A 19,163-nucleotide genomic window follows, 5' to 3' on the forward strand; every position below is an offset into this window, starting at 1 on the left:
TTGACATTTTCTTAGCTTGTCGAATATAATACGTTCATAAATTCAGATGAAAAAACGGTTGAAAGGGACAGTCATGTTTCCTTCAGGCCTTCATAGCGACCCGGAGATGGTGAGAGTCCGGGATGGCCGGAATCATGTAGATCAGCCCTTTAGTTTCCTTGCTGAACTCACAGTAGGTTAGGACGTTCATCACGTTACGATGCTCAAGAGGAAAAAGTGTATGCTTGCTTTTTCTAAAAGGGTGGTACCGCGAGATAAGCTTTCTCGTCCCTTATGGGATGAGAGGGCTTTTTTTATTTTCTGAAAAAATGCAGTGGAGGAATGAAAATGGATTTTAAAGACACGCTCTTAATGCCGAAAACAGATTTCCCGATGCGTGGAAATTTGCCAAACCGTGAGCCTGACATTCAAAAAAAATGGGAGGAAGAGGATATCTATCGTCTTGTTCAGGAACGGACGAAAGACCGCCCGAAATTTGTTTTACATGACGGACCTCCGTATGCAAACGGCGACATCCATATGGGCCATGCACTTAACAAGATTTTGAAAGACTTCATTGTCCGCTATAAATCAATGAGCGGCTACAACGCACCGTATGTGCCGGGCTGGGATACACACGGATTGCCAATTGAAACAGCTCTGACAAAAAACAAAAAGGTCAACCGCAAAGAAATGTCAGTAGCGGAATTCCGCAAACTATGCGAAGAGTACGCTTGGAAGCAAATCGAGGGACAGCGTGAGCAATTCAAACGTCTTGGTGTCCGCGGTGACTGGGAAAACCCATATGTGACATTAAAACCGGAATACGAAGCGCAGCAAATCCGCGTATTTGGTGAAATGGCAAAACGAGGCTACATTTACAAAGGCCTTAAACCGGTTAACTGGTCACCTTCAAGTGAGTCTGCTCTGGCTGAAGCCGAGATCGAATATCAAGACAAACGTTCAGCATCTATTTACGTCGCTTTTGGTGTAAAAGACGGAAAAGGCGTTCTTGAAAACGGCGAGCGCATCATCATTTGGACAACAACGCCTTGGACAATTCCGGCGAACCTCGGAATCTCAGTGCACCCTGATCTTGAGTACAGCGTGATTGCAGTAGGTGATGACCGCTTTGTCGTAGCAAGTGCATTAGTCGAAAATGTTGCATCGGCATGCGGATTTGATCAGTATGAAGTGACAAGAACGGTCAAAGGGAAAGACCTTGAGAACATTATCGCTGAACACCCGCTATATGGCAGAGACTCTCTCGTTATGCTTGGTGAACACGTAACAACTGATGCCGGAACAGGCTGTGTTCATACAGCGCCAGGACATGGGGAAGATGACTTTATCATCGGCCAAAAATACGGTTTAGATGTGCTTTGCCCGGTTGATGAAAAAGGTGTAATGACAAGCGAAGCTCCTGGGTTTGAAGGCATGTTCTATGATGATGCAAATAAAGCGATCACACAGCAGCTCGATGAAAAAGGCGCACTTGTGAAGCTTGAATTCATTACTCACTCTTATCCGCATGATTGGAGAACAAAAAAACCAACCATTTTCAGAGCGACAGCGCAATGGTTTGCGTCTATTAAAGATTTCAGATCAGACCTGCTGGATGCCATTAAAGAAACCAAATGGGTTCCTGAATGGGGCGAGCAGCGTTTGCACAACATGGTTCGGGACCGCGGAGACTGGTGTATTTCCAGACAGCGTGCGTGGGGTGTGCCGATTCCAGTATTTTACGCTGAAAACGGAGAACCGATTATTACAGATGAAACCATTGAACATGTTTCTGAATTGTTCAGACAGCACGGATCAAACATTTGGTTTGAAAAAGAAGCAAAGGATCTTCTTCCGGAAGGCTTTACGCATCCTGGCAGCCCGAACGGCACATTTACAAAAGAACAGGATATCATGGATGTTTGGTTTGATTCAGGCTCTTCACATCAAGCAGTGCTTGAAGAACGTGATGACCTCGTTCGCCCGGCTGATTTATACCTAGAGGGATCTGACCAATATCGCGGCTGGTTTAACTCTTCTCTTTCTACAGCAGTAGCCGTAACAGGGAAAGCGCCGTATAAAGGTGTGCTCAGCCATGGGTTCGCACTGGATGGAGAAGGACGCAAGATGAGTAAATCAATCGGTAACGTTGTTGTTCCGGCTAAAGTCATGAAACAGCTTGGTGCCGACATCTTAAGATTATGGGTATCTTCGGTGGATTATCAGGCGGACGTTCGCGTGTCTGACGCTATTCTGAAGCAAGTTGCGGAAGTATATCGTAAAATCCGCAACACGTTCCGTTTCCTTCACGGCAACCTTTTCGATTTTGATCCAAAAACAAATGCGGTGGCTGTCGAAGATCTTCGTGAAGTGGATCAGTATATGCTGATTAAGCTGAACAAGCTGATTGATAAAGTGAAAAAAGCGTATGATGAGTACGAATTTGCGGTTGTGTATCACAGCATTCATAATTTCTGCACAATCGAATTGAGCTCATTCTACCTTGATTTTGCAAAAGATATTGTCTACATCGAGCATGCGGATCATCCGGATAGACGCAGCATGCAGACAGTATTCTACGAAACGCTTCTTGCATTAGTGAAGCTTTCAGCGCCTATCCTTCCACATACGGCAGACGAATTGTGGTCTCATTTAACATTTGTTGAAGAGCAGAGCGTTCAGCTGACCGATATGCCGGAAACAATCGCGGTTCCAAACAGTGAAGCGACTGAAGAAAAATTTGACCGCTTTATGGCTCTTCGTGATGACGTGTTGAAAGCATTAGAAACTGCGCGAAATGAAAAAATTATCGGTAAATCTTTGGAAGCAAACCTGAAATTGTATCCAAACAAAGAAAACAAGGAGCTCTTGGCTTCCATAAAAGAAAACCTTTCTCAGCTGTTTATTGTGTCTGAACTGACAATCAGCGAAGAAAATGAAGCGCCGAACGATGCGCAAAGCTTTGCGACGGGTAAAATCGCTGTCGAGAAAGCGGAAGGCGAAATGTGTGAGAGATCTCGTGTGATTTCAAAAGATGTAGGGGCAAATCCGAAATATCCTACACTTTCATTACGCAACGCTGAAATCGTTGAAAAATACTATCAAAAATAATGCAAAAGAGCCCGGCGTAAAAGCCGGGCTTTTTTTGTGCCAAGAGTGACATCCTTTAGAACGAAAGGAAAAATCTTATGGGCTTTAGATCATCATTCACAGGCAACAATAAAGATACTACGTTAAGAGCAGGAGTTGTGAAGAATGAATGATCAACTGACCGCAATTTATACGGAACTTCTTCTGATGAAAGAAGAATTACAGTCGAGATTATTTGAGTATTCTTGCTTTCAGGTTTCTACAAGCCCGCAAGCAGCAATCAATCAAAAACAAAAAGCAACTCTGATCTATCATATTAAAGAAGAACTTCAAGACGTTCTCCTTGCATTGTCCAAAATCGAAAACGGCACATTCGGATACTGTGAAGAAACTGGGGCCCCCATTCCTCTTGCAAAGCTGGCAGTGCTGCCGACGGCCCGAACAGCAAACGATTTTCTTTATTCTGTCCAATTTGAGAAAAAAACGCTTCCGATATGGAAATCAACGGATATCGAATATGGTCAGGCACTGTATGAATAACAGTGTCTGTCCGGTTAATATGCCTGATATTTCTTTACTCCAGTGCTTTTTATTGATAAAATGCATAATGGATTAAAGTAACCGTAAACTGGAGGAACGTTTGTGCTGTATTATATGATTGCACTACTTATTATTGCAGCCGATCAATTGACAAAATGGCTAGTTGTTAAGAACATGGAACTTGGCCAAAGCATTCCGATCATTGATCAGGTATTCTATATCACCTCCCATCGCAATACGGGTGCTGCATGGGGGATATTAGCGGGTCAAATGTGGTTTTTCTACCTCATAACAACCGCTGTTATTATTGGTATTGTTTATTACATACAGCGTTATACAAAGGGACAAAGGCTTCTTGGCGTTGCCCTCGGACTTATGCTTGGCGGTGCCATCGGCAACTTTATCGATCGGGCTGTCAGACAGGAAGTTGTGGATTTTATCCATGTTATTATTGTCAATTACAATTACCCGATATTTAACATCGCGGACTCTTCACTATGTGTCGGCGTAATGCTTTTATTTATACAAATGCTGTTGGACAGCGGGAAAAAGAAAAAGGAGCAATAGCATGAATCAAATTGATATAACCGCTTCAGAAGAACAAAAAAGTGAGCGGATTGATAAATTTTTGGCATCGACTGAGAATGATTGGTCAAGAACCCAAGTTCAGCAATGGGTAAAAGACGGACAGGTTGTCGTGAACGGAAGCGCGGTGAAAGCGAATTATAAAATTCAGCCGGGTGATCAGGTGACCGTCACTGTACCCGAACCGGAAGCGCTCGACGTCTTGGCAGAACCTATGGATCTGGATATTTATTATGAGGACCAGGATGTGCTGGTCGTCAACAAACCTCGCGGAATGGTTGTTCACCCAGCACCCGGGCATCTTACGGGCACACTTGTAAACGGCCTTATGGCTCATTGCACAGACCTTTCCGGAATAAATGGTGTGATGCGTCCGGGTATTGTTCACAGAATCGATAAGGACACGTCCGGGTTATTAATGGTGGCGAAAAATGATATGGCGCACGAGTCACTCGTAAACCAATTGGTCAACAAAACGGTCACCCGAAAATATACGGCCGTTGTCCACGGGCTTATTTCTCACGATGACGGAACAATTGACGCGCCGATCGGACGAGATAAGAAAGACCGTCAAAGCATGACTGTGACACGTGATGGCAAAAACGCTGTCACTCATTTTCATGTACTAGAGCGTTTTCAGGATTTTACGTTAGTGGAATGCCAGCTTGAAACAGGGAGAACCCATCAAATTCGTGTTCATATGAAATATATCGGATTCCCATTAGCAGGCGATCCGAAATACGGCCCAAGAAAAACAATCGACTTTAATGGCCAAGCGCTTCACGCGGGAGTTTTAGGTTTTGACCATCCACGAACAGGAGAATATGTCGAATTTGAAGCGCCGCTTCCTGAGGATATGGCAGAATTAATCGAAAACCTCAGAAAAAACGGTTGACAGAGGGTTTCTTTTCTGAAATAATAAACGAAGCTGAATAGATTCTTTAAAACAGTCCAGAGAGGCTGAGAAGGATAACGGATAGACGGGATGCGTGTACAGGCGCGCACCTTGTCCTAAAACCCCTCTATGCTCTGGCAGGAGGGGTTTTTTCTTCTATATGAACTGTGAGGTGTCACACATTGAATCAAAAAGCTGTCATTCTCGACGAACAGGCAATCAGACGAGCGCTGACCAGGATTGCTCACGAAATGATCGAACGCAATAAAGGAATGAATAACTGCATTCTTGTCGGTATTAAGACAAGAGGGATTTACCTGGCAAAACGCCTTGCGGAACGCATTGAACAGATTGAGGGAAATCCTGTTACAGTCGGTGAAATTGATATTACTCTTTACAGAGACGATCTTTCTAAAAAAACGAGCAACGATGAACCGCTTGTAAAAGGTGCAGATATTCCGGTAGATATTACAGATCAAAAAGTCATTCTCGTTGATGATGTTCTGTATACCGGAAGAACAGTCAGAGCAGGAATGGATGCGCTTGTTGATGTAGGCAGACCTTCCTCCATTCAGCTTGCAGTGCTTGTGGACAGAGGGCACCGGGAGCTGCCGATCCGAGCGGATTATATCGGGAAAAACATCCCGACATCAAAGTCTGAAAAGGTTATGGTTCAGCTTGATGAGGTAGACCAAAACGATCTCGTCGCCATTTATGAAAACGAATAATAGATCACCTTTTTAAGGGCAATCCAGAGAGGTTGCAAAGAGGTGCACAACAAAGGCCCAAAAAGTATTCGGCAGGTCTTTGTATGCCTCTTTGCGTAAAAATGCAAAGAGGTTTTTTTATACAGTCATTGAGTCATCCTAAAATGAAAGTCAACAATCAGGGGGAAATCATCATGAGTAAGAAAAAAGTAAATTTAGGGGTCAGGGATGTCCCGACACCTTTCTCTTGGGTTTCATTCAGCCTTCAGCATTTGTTTGCCATGTTTGGCTCAACCATTTTGGTTCCGAAGCTCGTCGGAATGAGTCCTGCTGTGGCGTTGGTGACAAGCGGCATCGGAACACTGGCGTACCTTCTTATTACCAAAGGACAAATTCCGGCGTATCTCGGTTCGTCCTTCGCCTTTATTTCTCCGATCATTCTGGTAAAAGCGACCGGCGGGCCGGGGGCGGCAATGGTTGGAGCGTTTCTTGCAGGGCTGGTGTACGGGCTGATTGCCTTATTGATCAGGCAGCTTGGAACAGGATGGCTGATGAAGATTCTCCCGCCTGTAGTCGTAGGGCCTGTTATTATCGTCATCGGGCTGGGACTGGCAAGCACTGCAGTAAATATGGCGATGTATGCTGATCCGAACGCGAGTGAGTTGGTCTACAGCTTAAAGCACTTTAGTGTCGCAGGAGTTACGCTGGCAATCACGATTATTTGTGCGATTTTCTTACGAGGATTTTTAAGCCTGATTCCGGTTCTGATCGGAATCATCGGCGGATACCTGTTTGCCCTTACTCAAGGGATTGTCAACTTCCAGCCGGTGCTTGACGCGAAATGGTTTGCAGTGCCTGAATTTATCATTCCGTTCAAAGATTATTCACCATCAGTTACACTCGGCATCGCAGCCGCAATGGTTCCTGTCGCATTTGTCACAATGTCAGAGCATATCGGCCACCAAATGGTGCTGAGCAAGGTTGTCGGACAAGACTTCATTAAAAAGCCAGGTCTTCATCGCTCTATTATGGGTGACAGTGTGGCGACAATCCTCGCTTCCCTGATCGGCGGTCCGCCGACAACGACTTACGGAGAAAACATTGGCGTGCTGGCCATCACAAGAGTATTCAGCGTCTTTGTCATCGGAGGAGCGGCAGTGATTGCCTGTTGCTTCGGCTTTATCGGCAAAATTTCAGCGCTGATCAGTTCAGTGCCGTCAGCGGTCATGGGAGGCGTCTCCTTCCTGCTGTTCGGAATCATTGCTTCAAGCGGCCTGAGAATGCTGATTGACAACAAAATTGATTATGAAAACAACAGAAACCTCATTATTACATCAGTAATCCTTGTCATCGGTGTAGGAGGCGCTTTTATCCAAGTATCTCAAGGCGGATTCCAAGTGTCAGGAATGGCGCTTGCCGCAATTGTCGGTGTCATCTTAAACCTGATTCTTCCGCAGGCGAAGGAAGAGCAGGCAGACACATCTGAACAACATCATATCTAAAACCTTTTAATGAAAGTCCAGAGAGGCTTGGAAGGGTTATGAAGAGAAGGAAGCTTCAATGCTGCCCTCTATTTAACCGTACCCCGAGTCTATCTTAGACCGGGGTTTTTTTCAGCCTTAAGTTGAAAAGAGAGGGGAAAGAACATGAAGCATTTAACGACGATGAGTGAACTCAGCACTGAGGAAATCAAAGATTTGCTTCAAACAGCACAAGATCTCAAAAGCGGAAAAACAGACAATCAGCTGACAGGAACGTTTGCAGCTAACCTGTTTTTTGAACCAAGCACGAGAACGCGATTCAGCTTTGAAGTGGCGGAGAAAAAGCTCGGCATGAATGTCCTGAATCTTGATGGAACAAGCACAAGCGTGCAAAAAGGCGAAACCTTATATGACACCATCCGGACGCTTGAATCAATCGGTGTGGACGTTTGTGTCATCAGGCACAGTGAGGATGAATACTATCAAGCGCTTGTCAGCCAGGTGAATATCCCGATTCTGAATGCGGGAGACGGATGCGGCCAGCATCCGACACAATCACTGCTGGATTTAATGACGATTTATGAAGAGTTTAATACGTTCAAAGGGATTACCGTTTCCATTCACGGCGATATCAAGCACAGCAGAGTGGCAAGGTCTAATGCGGAAGTGTTGACAAGATTGGGTGCCCGCGTCCTGTTTTCAGGTCCTTCTGAATGGCAGGATGAAGAGAATACATTCGGCACATATGTCTCAATGGATGAAGCGGTTGAGGCTTCCGATGTCGTCATGCTGCTGCGCATTCAAAATGAAAGACATCAGTCTGCTGTCAGCCAGGAAGGTTATTTAAATCAATACGGCTTGACCGCAGAACGGGCTGAGCGCATGAAGCAGCATGCGATCATTATGCATCCTGCTCCGGTAAACAGAGGAGTGGAGATTGCTGACAGCCTAGTAGAAAGTGAAAAATCAAGAATCTTCAAGCAAATGCAAAATGGCGTCTTTATCAGAATGGCAGTGATACAGCGTGCCTTACAAACCAAAGTGAAAAGAGGAGAAGCAGCGTATGTCATATCTCATTAAAAACGGCTGGATACTTAACGAAAACGGTGAAAAAACAGAAGCGGACATTCGAGTGACAGGAGAAATCATCTCAGAAATCGGCAAGCTTGATGCAGCTGAGGAAGAAATGGTCATTGACGCAAAAGGATTGCTCGTTTCACCTGGGTTTGTGGATCTCCACGTACACTTTAGAGAGCCGGGCGGAGAGAAAAAAGAAACCATTGAAACCGGAGCAAAAGCAGCAGCACGCGGCGGCTATACTACAGTAGCAGCAATGCCGAATACGCGGCCGGTTCCTGATACAAAGGAGCAGATGGAATGGGTGCAAAACAGAATTAAAGAAACATCATGCGTAAGAGTTCTTCCATATGCATCCATTACGATCAGACAAATCGGCGATGAAATGACAAACTTTGAAGCGTTAAAAGAAGCCGGGGCATTTGCTTTTACAGATGACGGCGTTGGTATACAGACAGCAGGAATGATGTATGAAGCGATGAAACGGGCAGCCGCAATTGACAAAGCGATTGTTGCACATTGCGAGGACAACTCCTTAATTTACGGAGGGAGCGTACATGAGGGGACATTCTCCAAAGCGAACGGGCTAAACGGCATTCCTTCTGTGTGTGAATCGGTTCATATTGCCCGCGATGTGCTACTGGCTGAGGCGGCAAACTGCCATTATCATGTATGCCATATCAGCACGAAAGAATCTGTCAGAGTTGTACGCGATGCGAAAAAAGCGGGAATCAGAGTGACAGCAGAAGTGTCGCCGCATCATTTGCTGCTTTGTGATGAGGACATCCCGGGGCTGGACACAAACTATAAAATGAATCCGCCGCTCCGCAGTGCAGAAGACAGAGCTGCTTTAATTGAAGGTCTTTTAGACGGAACAATTGATTTTATCGCAACAGACCATGCACCGCATACGGAAGAAGAGAAAAACACAGAAATGAAACTGGCGCCATTCGGAATTGTCGGCTTAGAAACAGCATTCCCGCTTCTTTACACACACTTTGTCAAAAATGGCAGCTGGTCGCTGAAGCAGTTGATTGACTACATGACAATCAAGCCATGCGAAGCGTTCGGTCTCCCATATGGAACATTACAAACGGGGCAAGCTGCGGACATTACGTTAATCGATTTAGAAAAAGAAGCAGTTATAGACAAAGAGACATTTTTATCAAAAGGAAAAAATACACCATTCAACGGCATCAGCTGCACCGGCTGGCCGGTCGCTACAATTGCGGCAGGGAAGCTTGCTTATGAAGAGGGGAGACTTGTCAAATGAAGAGACGATTAGTACTGGAAAACGGAGTGGTATTCGAGGGAGAAGCCTTCGGAAGCTTAGAACACAACATGGGAGAAGTCGTTTTTAATACTGGGATGACAGGCTATCAGGAAATTTTATCTGACCCTTCTTACTGCGGACAGATCGTAACATTAACATACCCGCTTATCGGAAATTACGGCATTAACCGTGATGATTTTGAATCCATTACCCCTTTTGTCAAAGGGCTGATCATCAAAGAATTATGTGAGCTGCCTTCCAACTGGCGTTCAGCATACACCTTAGACGAGTATTTAAAAATGAAAAACATTCCCGGACTCCAGGGGATTGATACAAGGAAGCTGACAAGAATGATCCGCACGGCAGGCGCGCTAAAAGGAACATTCGCTTCATCTGATGAAGATATCGAAGCAGTGTTAAAAAGACTGAACGAAACGGAATTGCCAAGAAATCAAGTATCCCAAGTATCAGCAAAAACAGCATATCCGAGCCCGGGAAGAGGCAAACGCATCGTCTTGGTTGACTTCGGCATGAAACACGGAATTCTAAGAGAGCTGAACAAACGGAAATGTGACGTCATCGTTGTGCCTTACAACATTACAGCGGAAGAGGTGCTTCAGCTGAAACCGGACGGTATCATGCTTTCTAACGGACCTGGAGACCCGAAGGATGTGCCTGAAGCGATTGAAATGATTAAAGGTGTTCTTGGAAAAGTGCCATTATTCGGAATATGTCTCGGCCACCAATTATTCGCGCTGGCGTGCGGGGCGAATACTGAAAAAATGAAATTCGGCCACAGGGGCTCAAACCACCCGGTAAAAGAGCTGGCTACAGGAAAAGTTGCCTTAACATCTCAAAACCATGGATATACAGTTTCGTCTATCAGTAAAACAGAACTGGAAGTGACGCATATCGCAATTAACGACGATACGATTGAAGGGCTGAAGCATAAAACATTGCCGGCATTTACGGTTCAATATCATCCCGAAGCCTCACCTGGTCCTGAGGATGCCAACCATCTATTTGACAGATTCATCGAAATGATCGAAACAACAGAGAAAGAAGGGGAAGCGGTATGCCAAAACGCGTAGACATTAACAAAATTTTAGTAATCGGATCTGGACCGATCATCATCGGCCAAGCAGCAGAATTTGACTATGCGGGAACACAAGCCTGTCTTGCTTTGAAAGAAGAAGGCTATGAAGTCATCCTTGTCAACTCAAACCCTGCCACGATCATGACAGATACAGAAATGGCTGACCGGGTTTACATCGAACCGCTCACACCTGAATTCCTGACACGAATCATCAGAAAAGAGCGCCCGGATGCCATTCTTCCTACACTCGGAGGCCAAACCGGTTTGAATCTTGCGGTTGAGCTTTCTGAAAGAGGCGTTTTGGCAGAATGCGGCGTCGAAGTGCTTGGCACGAAACTGTCTGCGATTCAGCAAGCTGAAGACCGTGACTTGTTCAGAACATTAATGAATGAACTGAATGAACCGGTGCCTGAAAGTGAGATTATCCACTCCCTTGAAGAAGCAGAAAAATTCGTCAGTCAAATTGGATTCCCTGTCATTGTCCGCCCGGCATATACATTAGGCGGAACAGGCGGAGGCATCTGCTCGAATGATACAGAGTTAAAAGAAATCGTTGAGAACGGCTTGAAATTAAGCCCGGTACACCAATGTCTGCTTGAAAAAAGCATCGCCGGCTATAAAGAAATCGAGTATGAAGTCATGAGAGACAGCCAGGATCACGCCATTGTCGTTTGTAACATGGAAAACATTGATCCGGTTGGAATCCATACTGGAGACAGTATTGTTGTCGCGCCGAGCCAAACGCTCAGCGATCGGGAATATCAGCTCTTGCGGAATGTATCGTTAAAACTGATTCGCGCGCTTGGGATCGAAGGCGGATGTAATGTCCAGCTCGCCTTAGATCCAGACAGCTTCCAATATTACATTATTGAAGTAAATCCGCGTGTCAGCCGTTCATCTGCCCTTGCATCAAAAGCAACGGGGTACCCGATTGCAAAGCTCGCTGCTAAAATTGCAGTCGGACTTTCATTAGATGAAATGATGAACCCGGTGACAGGAAAAACATATGCAGCATTTGAACCTGCTCTTGACTATGTCGTATCCAAAATTCCGCGCTGGCCGTTTGATAAGTTTGAATCAGCAAACAGAAAGCTTGGCACGCAAATGAAAGCGACAGGTGAGGTCATGGCAATCGGCCGCACGCTTGAAGAGTCATTGCTGAAGGCAGTGCGATCACTGGAAGCGGATGTGTATCATCTTGAATTGAAGGACGCCGCTGACATTTCAGATGAGCTTCTTGAAAAGCGAATTAAAAAGGCCGGTGATGAACGCTTATTCTACTTAGCTGAAGCGTACAGAAGAGGCTACACGGTAGAAGACCTCCATGAATTTTCTGCTATCGATGTCTTCTTCTTGCATAAGCTGTTCGGAATCGTACAGTTTGAAAAAGAATTGAAGGCCAATGCGGGCGATACAGATGTGCTGAGACGGGCAAAAGAACTCGGCTTCTCTGATCAGTACATCAGCCGCGAGTGGAAAATGAAAGAATCTGAGCTTTACAGCTTGAGAAAACAAGCGGGGATTGCGCCGGTATTCAAAATGGTAGATACGTGCGCGGCGGAATTCGAGTCAGAAACGCCATACTTCTATAGCACATACGAAGAAGAAAATGAATCTGTCGTTACAGATAAGAAAAGTGTGATGGTGCTTGGTTCGGGGCCGATTCGAATCGGTCAGGGTGTCGAGTTCGACTATGCGACGGTTCACTCTGTATGGGCAATTAAACAAGCAGGCTATGAAGCCATTATTGTCAACAACAACCCGGAAACCGTTTCAACAGACTTCAGCATCTCAGACAAGCTGTATTTTGAACCGCTTACGATTGAAGATGTTATGCACATCATTGACCTCGAACAGCCAATGGGCGTTGTCGTACAGTTCGGCGGACAAACTGCGATTAACCTTGCTGACGAGCTTTCTGCGCGCGGAGTGAAAATCCTTGGAACTTCATTAGAAGATTTAGACCGTGCAGAAGACCGGGATAAATTTGAACAAGCGCTTGGAGAACTTGGTGTTCCGCAGCCGCTTGGCAAAACAGCCACATCAGTTGATCAGGCGGTAAGCATCGCGAGCGATATCGGTTACCCGGTATTGGTACGCCCTTCCTATGTACTTGGCGGCCGGGCAATGGAGATTGTGTATCATGAAGAAGAGCTGCTTCATTACATGAAAAACGCAGTTAAAATCAATCCACAGCACCCTGTATTAATTGACAGATACTTGACAGGAAAAGAAATTGAAGTCGATGCAGTATCCGACGGTGAAACAGTCGTCATTCCGGGAATTATGGAGCACATTGAACGTGCGGGCGTTCACTCCGGAGACTCAATCGCTGTTTATCCGCCTCAGTCTCTCACAGAGGACATCAAGAAAAAAATTGAACAATACACGATCGCATTGGCTAAAGGGCTGAATATTGTCGGTTTGCTCAATATTCAATTCGTCTTGTCGCAAGGTGAGGTGTACGTGCTAGAAGTGAATCCGAGATCAAGCAGAACCGTACCGTTTTTAAGCAAAATTACGGGTATCCCAATGGCGAATCTCGCAACAAAAATCATTCTTGGTCAAAAGCTGGCTGCGTTTGGCTATACAGAGGGCCTTCAGCCTGAACAGCAAGGTGTATTTGTAAAAGCGCCGGTCTTCTCCTTTGCCAAGCTGAGAAGAGTGGACATTACGTTAGGGCCTGAAATGAAATCAACAGGTGAAGTCATGGGGAAAGATTCGACACTTGAAAAGGCGCTCTACAAAGCCTTGATTGCTTCAGGTATTCAAATCCCGAACTACGGTTCCGTGCTTTTAACAGTAGCTGATAAGGACAAAGAAGAAGGGCTTGCCATTGCTAAGCGGTTCCACGCGATCGGCTACAACATTTTAGCGACGGAAGGAACGGCAGGCTACTTGAAAGAAGCTTCCATTCCAGCGAAGGTCGTCGGAAAAATCGGTCAGGATGGCCCGAACCTGCTTGACGTCATCAGAAACGGAGAAGCGCAGTTTGTCATCAATACGCTGACAAAAGGAAAGCAGCCGGCAAGAGACGGTTTTAGAATCAGACGTGAATCAGTAGAAAATGGTGTTGCCTGCCTAACATCTTTAGATACGGCAGAGGCGATATTGCGAGTGCTGGAAAGCATGACATTCCGTGCTGATCAAATGCCGGCAGTCAACACAAATCAGGAGGCGGCAGTCACTATATGAAAAAAGCGTATTTGACAGTATGTTCTAACCAGCAAATTGCAGACCGGGTGTATCAAATGGTTCTGAAAGGGGAGCTTGTCCAAGGGTTTACAACCCCTGGACAGTTCCTTCATCTTAAAGTGAGCGAAGCGGTTACGCCTCTTTTGAGAAGACCAATCAGCATCGCAGACGTCAACTTTGAAAAAAATGAAGTCACCATCATTTATCGGGTAGATGGGGAAGGGACAAGACTCTTGTCACTGAAGCAGCAGGGAGAATTTGTGGATGTCCTCGGGCCTTTGGGAAATGGCTTTCCTGTTAATGAAGTTCAACCCGGAAAGACGGCTTTGCTGGTAGGAGGCGGAGTAGGTGTGCCGCCTCTCCAAGAGCTGTCGAAACGCTTGATTGAAAAAGGGGTAAATGTCATCCACGTTTTAGGATTCCAATCGGCAAAGGATGTTTTTTACGAGGAAGAATGCCGGCAGTACGGAGACACGTATGTGGCAACAGCTGACGGAAGCTACGGGGAAACCGGATTTGTCACAGATGTGATTAAACGGAAAAATCTAGAGTTTGATATCCTCCTCAGCTGCGGGCCGACACCGATGCTCAAGGCGTTAAAACAGGAATATGCCCATAAAGAAGTATATCTGTCCATGGAGGAACGAATGGGCTGCGGAATCGGCGCATGCTTCGCGTGTGTGTGCCATACAAACGAAAGTGAGACATCCTATGTAAAAGTATGTCTCGACGGGCCTGTATTTAAAGCTCAGGAGGTGGCGCTGTAATGCTAGAGGTGAAATTGCCGGGACTTGATTTGAAAAACCCAATCATTCCTGCATCAGGTTGCTTCGGTTTTGGAAAAGAATTTTCACGTTTTTATGATTTGTCTTGTCTTGGAGCCATCATGATTAAGGCTACAACAAAAGAGCCACGCTTTGGGAATCCGACGCCGCGGGTAGCTGAGACTGGTGCTGGAATGCTCAATGCGATCGGTCTCCAAAATCCGGGGCTGGATAGTGTGTTGCATCATGAGCTGCCGTGGCTTGAGCAGTTTGATACACCGATCATTGCCAATGTCGCAGGTTCTCAAGTCGATGATTATGTTGAAGTCGCAGAACATATCAGCAAAGCGCCTAATGTCCATGCACTTGAATTGAATATTTCCTGCCCGAATGTGAAAACAGGCGGAATCGCTTTTGGCACGAATCCTGAAATGGCTGCCGATTTGACAAAAGCGGTGAAAGAGGTTTCGGATGTGCCCGTTTATGTGAAGCTATCCCCGAACGTGGCTAATATCACAGAAATTGCATTAGCGATCGAGGAAGCGGGAGCGGACGGTCTTACGATGATCAACACACTAATCGGCATGAGACTCGATTTAAAAACCGGCAAACCGATATTAGCGAATAAAACAGGGGGACTTTCGGGCCCTGCTGTGAAGCCGGTTGCCATTCGCATGGTGTATGAAGTCAGCCAGATGGTCAACATCCCGATTATCGGAATGGGAGGCGTGCAAACGGCTGAAGATGCCCTGGAATTTCTTCTCGCAGGAGCAAGCGCAGTCGCTGTCGGAACAGCAAACTTTGTGAATCCTTTTGCCTGTCCAGAGATTATTGAACAGCTCCCATCTGTTTTGCGCCAATACGGCTATCAATCAATTGAAGAATGCATCGGAAGGAGCTGGAATCATGAAAAACAACCTGCCCATCATCGCGCTTGATTTTGCATCAGCTGAAGAAACACTCGCGTTCTTAGCGCCTTTTCATCAAGAACCATTATTTGTAAAGGTTGGAATGGAGCTTTTTTATCAAGAAGGGCCATCTATCGTGAAACAATTAAAAGAAAGAAACTGCGAGCTGTTTTTAGATCTCAAGCTTCATGACATCCCGACCACTGTAAACAAAGCGATGAAGCGCCTTGCCAGTCTCGGAGTAGATCTCGTCAATGTTCATGCGGCCGGGGGCAAAAAAATGATGCAGGCAGCTCTCGAAGGCTTAGAAGAAGGTACGCCGGCCGGAAAAAAACGTCCGTCACTTATCGCGGTAACCCAGCTGACAAGCACATCTGAACAAATCATGAAAGATGAACTGCTGATCGAAAAATCTCTGATTGATACGGTTGTGCACTACAGCAAACAGGCGGAAGAGAGCGGACTGGATGGAGTGGTCTGCTCTGTTCATGAAGCAAAAGCCATTTACCAAGCGGTGTCGCCTTCATTTCTGACTGTCACTCCGGGGATCAGAATGTCTGAGGACGCTGCGAATGACCAAGTCCGCGTGGCGACGCCTGCTATTGCAAGAGAGAAAGGTTCATCAGCGATTGTAGTAGGACGCTCGATTACAAAAGCGGAAGACCCGGTAAAAGCCTATAAGGCTGTCAGACTTGAATGGGAGGGAATCAAATCTTGAAACAAATCATCGCAAAACATCTATTAGACATCCAAGCTGTATTTTTACGCCCGAACGAGCCGTTCACATGGGCAAGCGGCATTTTATCACCAATCTACTGTGACAACCGCCTTACGCTATCTTTCCCAGAGGTCAGAAACGATGTCGCCTCAGGTATCAGCAAGCTTGTCAAAGAGCATTTTCCTGAAGCTGAAATGATTGCGGGAACAGCAACTGCCGGTATTCCTCATGCTGCTCTTGCGGCTGACCGTTTGAATCTTCCGATGTGTTATGTGAGGAGCAAGCCGAAGTCGCACGGAAAAGGCAATCAGATTGAGGGAGCTGTGCAAGAAGGGCAAAAAACAGTCGTCATTGAAGACTTAATCTCCACAGGAGGCAGCGTGCTTGAAGCTTGTGCAGCTTTACAAGCGGCCGGCTGTGAGGTGCTTGGTGTCGTCTCAATCTTTACGTACGGACTTCCTAAAGCGGAGGAAGCCTTCGCAAAGGCAGAACTGCCATACTACTCATTAACCGATTATGATACGCTCACAGAGGTCGCGCTTGAAAATGGAAATATTCATTCAGATGATCTAAAAAAGCTGCAAACATGGAAACGGAATCCCGAGTCGAAAGATTGGTTTAAAAAATAAAAAATAAATTCAAATGATGTAAAGAGGCTTCAAAGCCTTGATGTACTTGAAAACAGGCTGTGAGGCCTGTTTTTTTATTAATCCTATAAAAAAAGTCGGGTTGACTTATGTTAGAATTGTGCTAAAATTTACTACAAATCTAAAAACTTATCAAGAGCGGCTGAGGGACTGGACCTATGAAGCCCGGCAACCTGCATAGTTTGTAAGGTGCTACTTCCAGCAAAATGAATTCCATTTTGAAAGATAAGGGCTACATGCTGTTCCTGTCTTTCTTTCCGCCGGATTGAAAGTTTTTTATTTTAAGAGGTAAAAAGGCTATCTGTATATCAGCAGCCGCGAATCACATTACATGGGAAAAGACAACCGGCAGAAAGCTACTGTTTGTTTGTCTCCGAAAGGAGGAAAGAAGAAATGTTAACGTATGATAATTGGGAAGAACCAACGATTACATTTCCGGAAGACGATCCTTATAAAGGAGCGCTGTCAGTTTTAAAATGGGCATACGGCCATTACGGCAATCAACTTGTTTATGCCTGCAGTTTCGGAATTGAGGGAATCGTTCTGATTGACTTAATTTATAAAGTGAAAAAAGACGCAGAGATTGTGTTTCTTGATACAGGACTTCATTTTAAAGAAACCTATGAAACAATTGAACGAGTGAAAGAGCGTTATCCGGGTCTTAATATCATCCTGAAAAAACCAGACCTCACCCTTGAGGAACAAGCCGAAGAACATGGTGACAAACTGTGGGAAAGAGAGCCGAATCAGTGCTGCTATCTTAGAAAGGTCGTTCCTTTAAGAGAGGCGCTTTCAGGACATCCAGCCTGGCTTTCCGGCCTGCGTCGTGATCAAGGGCCAAGCCGTGCCAATACGAATTTCTTAAACAAAGATGAAAAATTCAAGTCAGTAAAAGTTTGCCCGCTTATCCATTGGACTTGGAAAGACATTTGGAGATACACATCCCGGAATGAACTGGACTACAATCCGCTTCATGACCAAGGATATCCAAGTATTGGATGTGCGCCTTGCACTGCTCCCGCTTTTACAGCAGAGGATTTGCGCTCAGGCAGATGGAATGGTATGGCGAAAACAGAATGCGGACTGCATGAATAAGGAGCTGCAAAATGGAATTAGCCGCTATTTTATTTAGCTTGTTTTTCGCGATGAATATTGGTGCAAGCGGCGCTGCAGCTTCGATGGGGGTTGCTTACGGCTCCGGAGCCATCAAAAAGAAAACCTACGCTTTGATCCTATGCGCAGTCGGTGTCTTTGCCGGGGCGGTCATTGGCGGAGGCGAGGTTGTAAAAACAATCAGCTCCGGCATTATTCCTGAGCAGACGATTACACTGACGATTGTTTGCATCATTATTGGAGCTGCTGCCCTGTCGCTCTTTACTGCTAATCTGCTCGGCATTCCTTTGTCGACAAGTGAAGTAACAGTCGGCGCGGTTGTCGGCGTGGGAGTGGCTTATAAAGTATTGTTTGTGAACAATCTTCTGATCATTGTGTCATTTTGGGTTTTTGTCCCGCTGTTCGCTTTCGGCTTCACCTATTTCGTATCTAAGCTGTTTCGTTATTTTAAGATTGAAGTAAAATCTTCTAAAAAGCAAAAAATCCTCGGCGTTGTTTTGTTAGTTGCCGGATTTTTCGAAGCATTCTCTGCCGGCATGAATAACGTGGCGAATGCTGTTGGCCCGTTAGTAGCTGCCGGTGTGCTTGATGTCGGAAAAGGAACCTTGTATGGAGGAGCTTTTGTTGCTCTTGGCGCACTGTTATTAGGCCAGCGTGTGCTAGAAACAAACGGGAAGAAAATTACGAGATTCTCCAAAGGGGAAGGCATTCTCTTATCCGGTACAGGAGCCGGACTGGTGATCATCAGTTCTGTATTTGGGATGCCGGTGCCCTTGGCGCAAGTCACGTCATCGTCTATTATCGGAATAGGCATGGCAAAAAACGGTCCGAACGTGTTCCATAAACAAGTTGTTCAAACGATGCTGAAGGTATGGATCGTATCGCCGTTTTTATCTTTATCGATTTCTTATCTGCTTGTATCCTTGTTTTTAAAAGCAGATTATTATTCGATCTTTATCATGGTAAGTGTGCTTTTAGCGGCGGGCGGTGCCGTCAGCCTGACAAAGGCCATTCGTAAAGAGAGACGCTCAGTCCACGAACAAGGCGGGGGAATCTGATCATTAATCTGAGTAATTTTATAAGTTAACTAGG

At 45.6% G+C, this 19,163-nt stretch carries 16 protein-coding genes, 1 riboswitch and 1 other annotated feature; all 16 genes read left to right on the plus strand.

Translation table 11 applies throughout. The features are described from left to right. The first annotated feature begins 48 nt into the window (after positions 1 to 48). Positions 49 to 275, plus strand: a binding site (T-box leader). A 52-nt stretch (positions 276 to 327) separates the two neighbouring features. The 16 genes from ileS to cysP all read left to right on the plus strand — a co-directional run bounded on the left by ileS (position 328) and on the right by cysP (position 19,129). Then, positions 328 to 3,093, plus strand: coding sequence for an isoleucine--tRNA ligase (gene ileS / locus NSQ83_RS08530; protein WP_015715852.1), 2,766 nt, complete (start codon positions 328 to 330; stop codon positions 3,091 to 3,093). Between the two features lie 144 nt (positions 3,094 to 3,237). Further along, a complete protein-coding gene (gene ylyA / locus NSQ83_RS08535; RefSeq protein ID WP_003245479.1) occupies positions 3,238 to 3,612 on the plus strand; it encodes a sporulation-related RNA polymerase-binding protein YlyA in 375 nt (124 codons plus the stop codon). A 102-nt stretch (positions 3,613 to 3,714) separates the two neighbouring features. Further along, positions 3,715 to 4,179, plus strand: coding sequence for a signal peptidase II (gene lspA / locus NSQ83_RS08540; RefSeq protein ID WP_003245047.1), 465 nt, complete (start codon positions 3,715 to 3,717; stop codon positions 4,177 to 4,179). Position 4,180: 1 nt separating this feature from the next. Next, positions 4,181 to 5,092: an RluA family pseudouridine synthase gene (locus NSQ83_RS08545; RefSeq protein WP_003245307.1), complete on the plus strand. Its 912-nt coding sequence runs from the start codon at positions 4,181 to 4,183 to the stop codon at positions 5,090 to 5,092. Positions 5,093 to 5,274: 182 nt separating this feature from the next. Further along, a complete protein-coding gene (pyrR, locus tag NSQ83_RS08550) occupies positions 5,275 to 5,820 on the plus strand; it encodes a bifunctional pyrimidine operon transcriptional regulator/uracil phosphoribosyltransferase (protein ID WP_003232127.1) in 546 nt (181 codons plus the stop codon). 173 nt (positions 5,821 to 5,993) lie between these two features. Then, a complete protein-coding gene (pyrP, locus tag NSQ83_RS08555; RefSeq protein WP_015483210.1) occupies positions 5,994 to 7,301 on the plus strand; it encodes a uracil permease PyrP in 1,308 nt (435 codons plus the stop codon). 144 nt (positions 7,302 to 7,445) lie between these two features. Then, entirely contained in the window at positions 7,446 to 8,360 is a 915-nt protein-coding gene (locus NSQ83_RS08560; protein WP_198878766.1) for an aspartate carbamoyltransferase catalytic subunit, read from the plus strand. Further along, positions 8,344 to 9,630, plus strand: coding sequence for a dihydroorotase (locus NSQ83_RS08565; RefSeq protein WP_198878767.1), 1,287 nt, complete (start codon positions 8,344 to 8,346; stop codon positions 9,628 to 9,630). Before NSQ83_RS08560 ends, NSQ83_RS08565 begins: the two co-directional genes overlap by 17 nt. Further along, positions 9,627 to 10,721: a carbamoyl phosphate synthase small subunit gene (locus NSQ83_RS08570; RefSeq protein ID WP_198878768.1), complete on the plus strand. Its 1,095-nt coding sequence runs from the start codon at positions 9,627 to 9,629 to the stop codon at positions 10,719 to 10,721. Before NSQ83_RS08565 ends, NSQ83_RS08570 begins: the two co-directional genes overlap by 4 nt. Then, on the plus strand, positions 10,706 to 13,921 hold the full coding sequence (gene carB / locus NSQ83_RS08575; RefSeq protein ID WP_182932254.1) for a carbamoyl-phosphate synthase (glutamine-hydrolyzing) large subunit: 3,216 nt from the start codon (positions 10,706 to 10,708) through the stop codon (positions 13,919 to 13,921). Before NSQ83_RS08570 ends, carB begins: the two co-directional genes overlap by 16 nt. Beyond that, on the plus strand, positions 13,918 to 14,688 hold the full coding sequence (gene pyrK, locus NSQ83_RS08580) for a dihydroorotate oxidase B electron transfer subunit (protein WP_198878769.1): 771 nt from the start codon (positions 13,918 to 13,920) through the stop codon (positions 14,686 to 14,688). Before carB ends, pyrK begins: the two co-directional genes overlap by 4 nt. Beyond that, on the plus strand, positions 14,688 to 15,623 hold the full coding sequence (locus tag NSQ83_RS08585; protein ID WP_119899306.1) for a dihydroorotate dehydrogenase: 936 nt from the start codon (positions 14,688 to 14,690) through the stop codon (positions 15,621 to 15,623). The genes pyrK and NSQ83_RS08585 overlap by 1 nt, the downstream gene beginning before the upstream one ends. Next, positions 15,592 to 16,311 (plus strand): orotidine-5'-phosphate decarboxylase, encoded by a 720-nt coding sequence (gene pyrF, locus NSQ83_RS08590; protein WP_119899308.1) that lies wholly within the window; start codon positions 15,592 to 15,594, stop codon positions 16,309 to 16,311. Before NSQ83_RS08585 ends, pyrF begins: the two co-directional genes overlap by 32 nt. Next, positions 16,308 to 16,940, plus strand: a complete 633-nt coding sequence (gene pyrE, locus NSQ83_RS08595; RefSeq protein WP_029726497.1) for an orotate phosphoribosyltransferase — start codon at positions 16,308 to 16,310, stop codon at positions 16,938 to 16,940. The genes pyrF and pyrE overlap by 4 nt, the downstream gene beginning before the upstream one ends. Before the next feature lie 144 nt (positions 16,941 to 17,084). Continuing rightward, positions 17,085 to 17,190: riboswitch (SAM riboswitch) on the plus strand. Between the two features lie 161 nt (positions 17,191 to 17,351). After that, complete coding sequence (locus NSQ83_RS08600) at positions 17,352 to 18,053, plus strand: phosphoadenylyl-sulfate reductase (RefSeq protein ID WP_003221498.1); 702 nt, start codon at positions 17,352 to 17,354, stop codon at positions 18,051 to 18,053. Positions 18,054 to 18,064: 11 nt separating this feature from the next. After that, positions 18,065 to 19,129: a sulfate permease gene (cysP, locus tag NSQ83_RS08605; protein ID WP_198878770.1), complete on the plus strand. Its 1,065-nt coding sequence runs from the start codon at positions 18,065 to 18,067 to the stop codon at positions 19,127 to 19,129. The last annotated feature ends 34 nt before the right edge of the window (positions 19,130 to 19,163 follow it).

The organism is Bacillus sp. PS217 (assembly GCF_037963535.1).
Classification (GTDB): Bacteria; Bacillota; Bacilli; order Bacillales; family Bacillaceae; genus Bacillus; species Bacillus subtilis.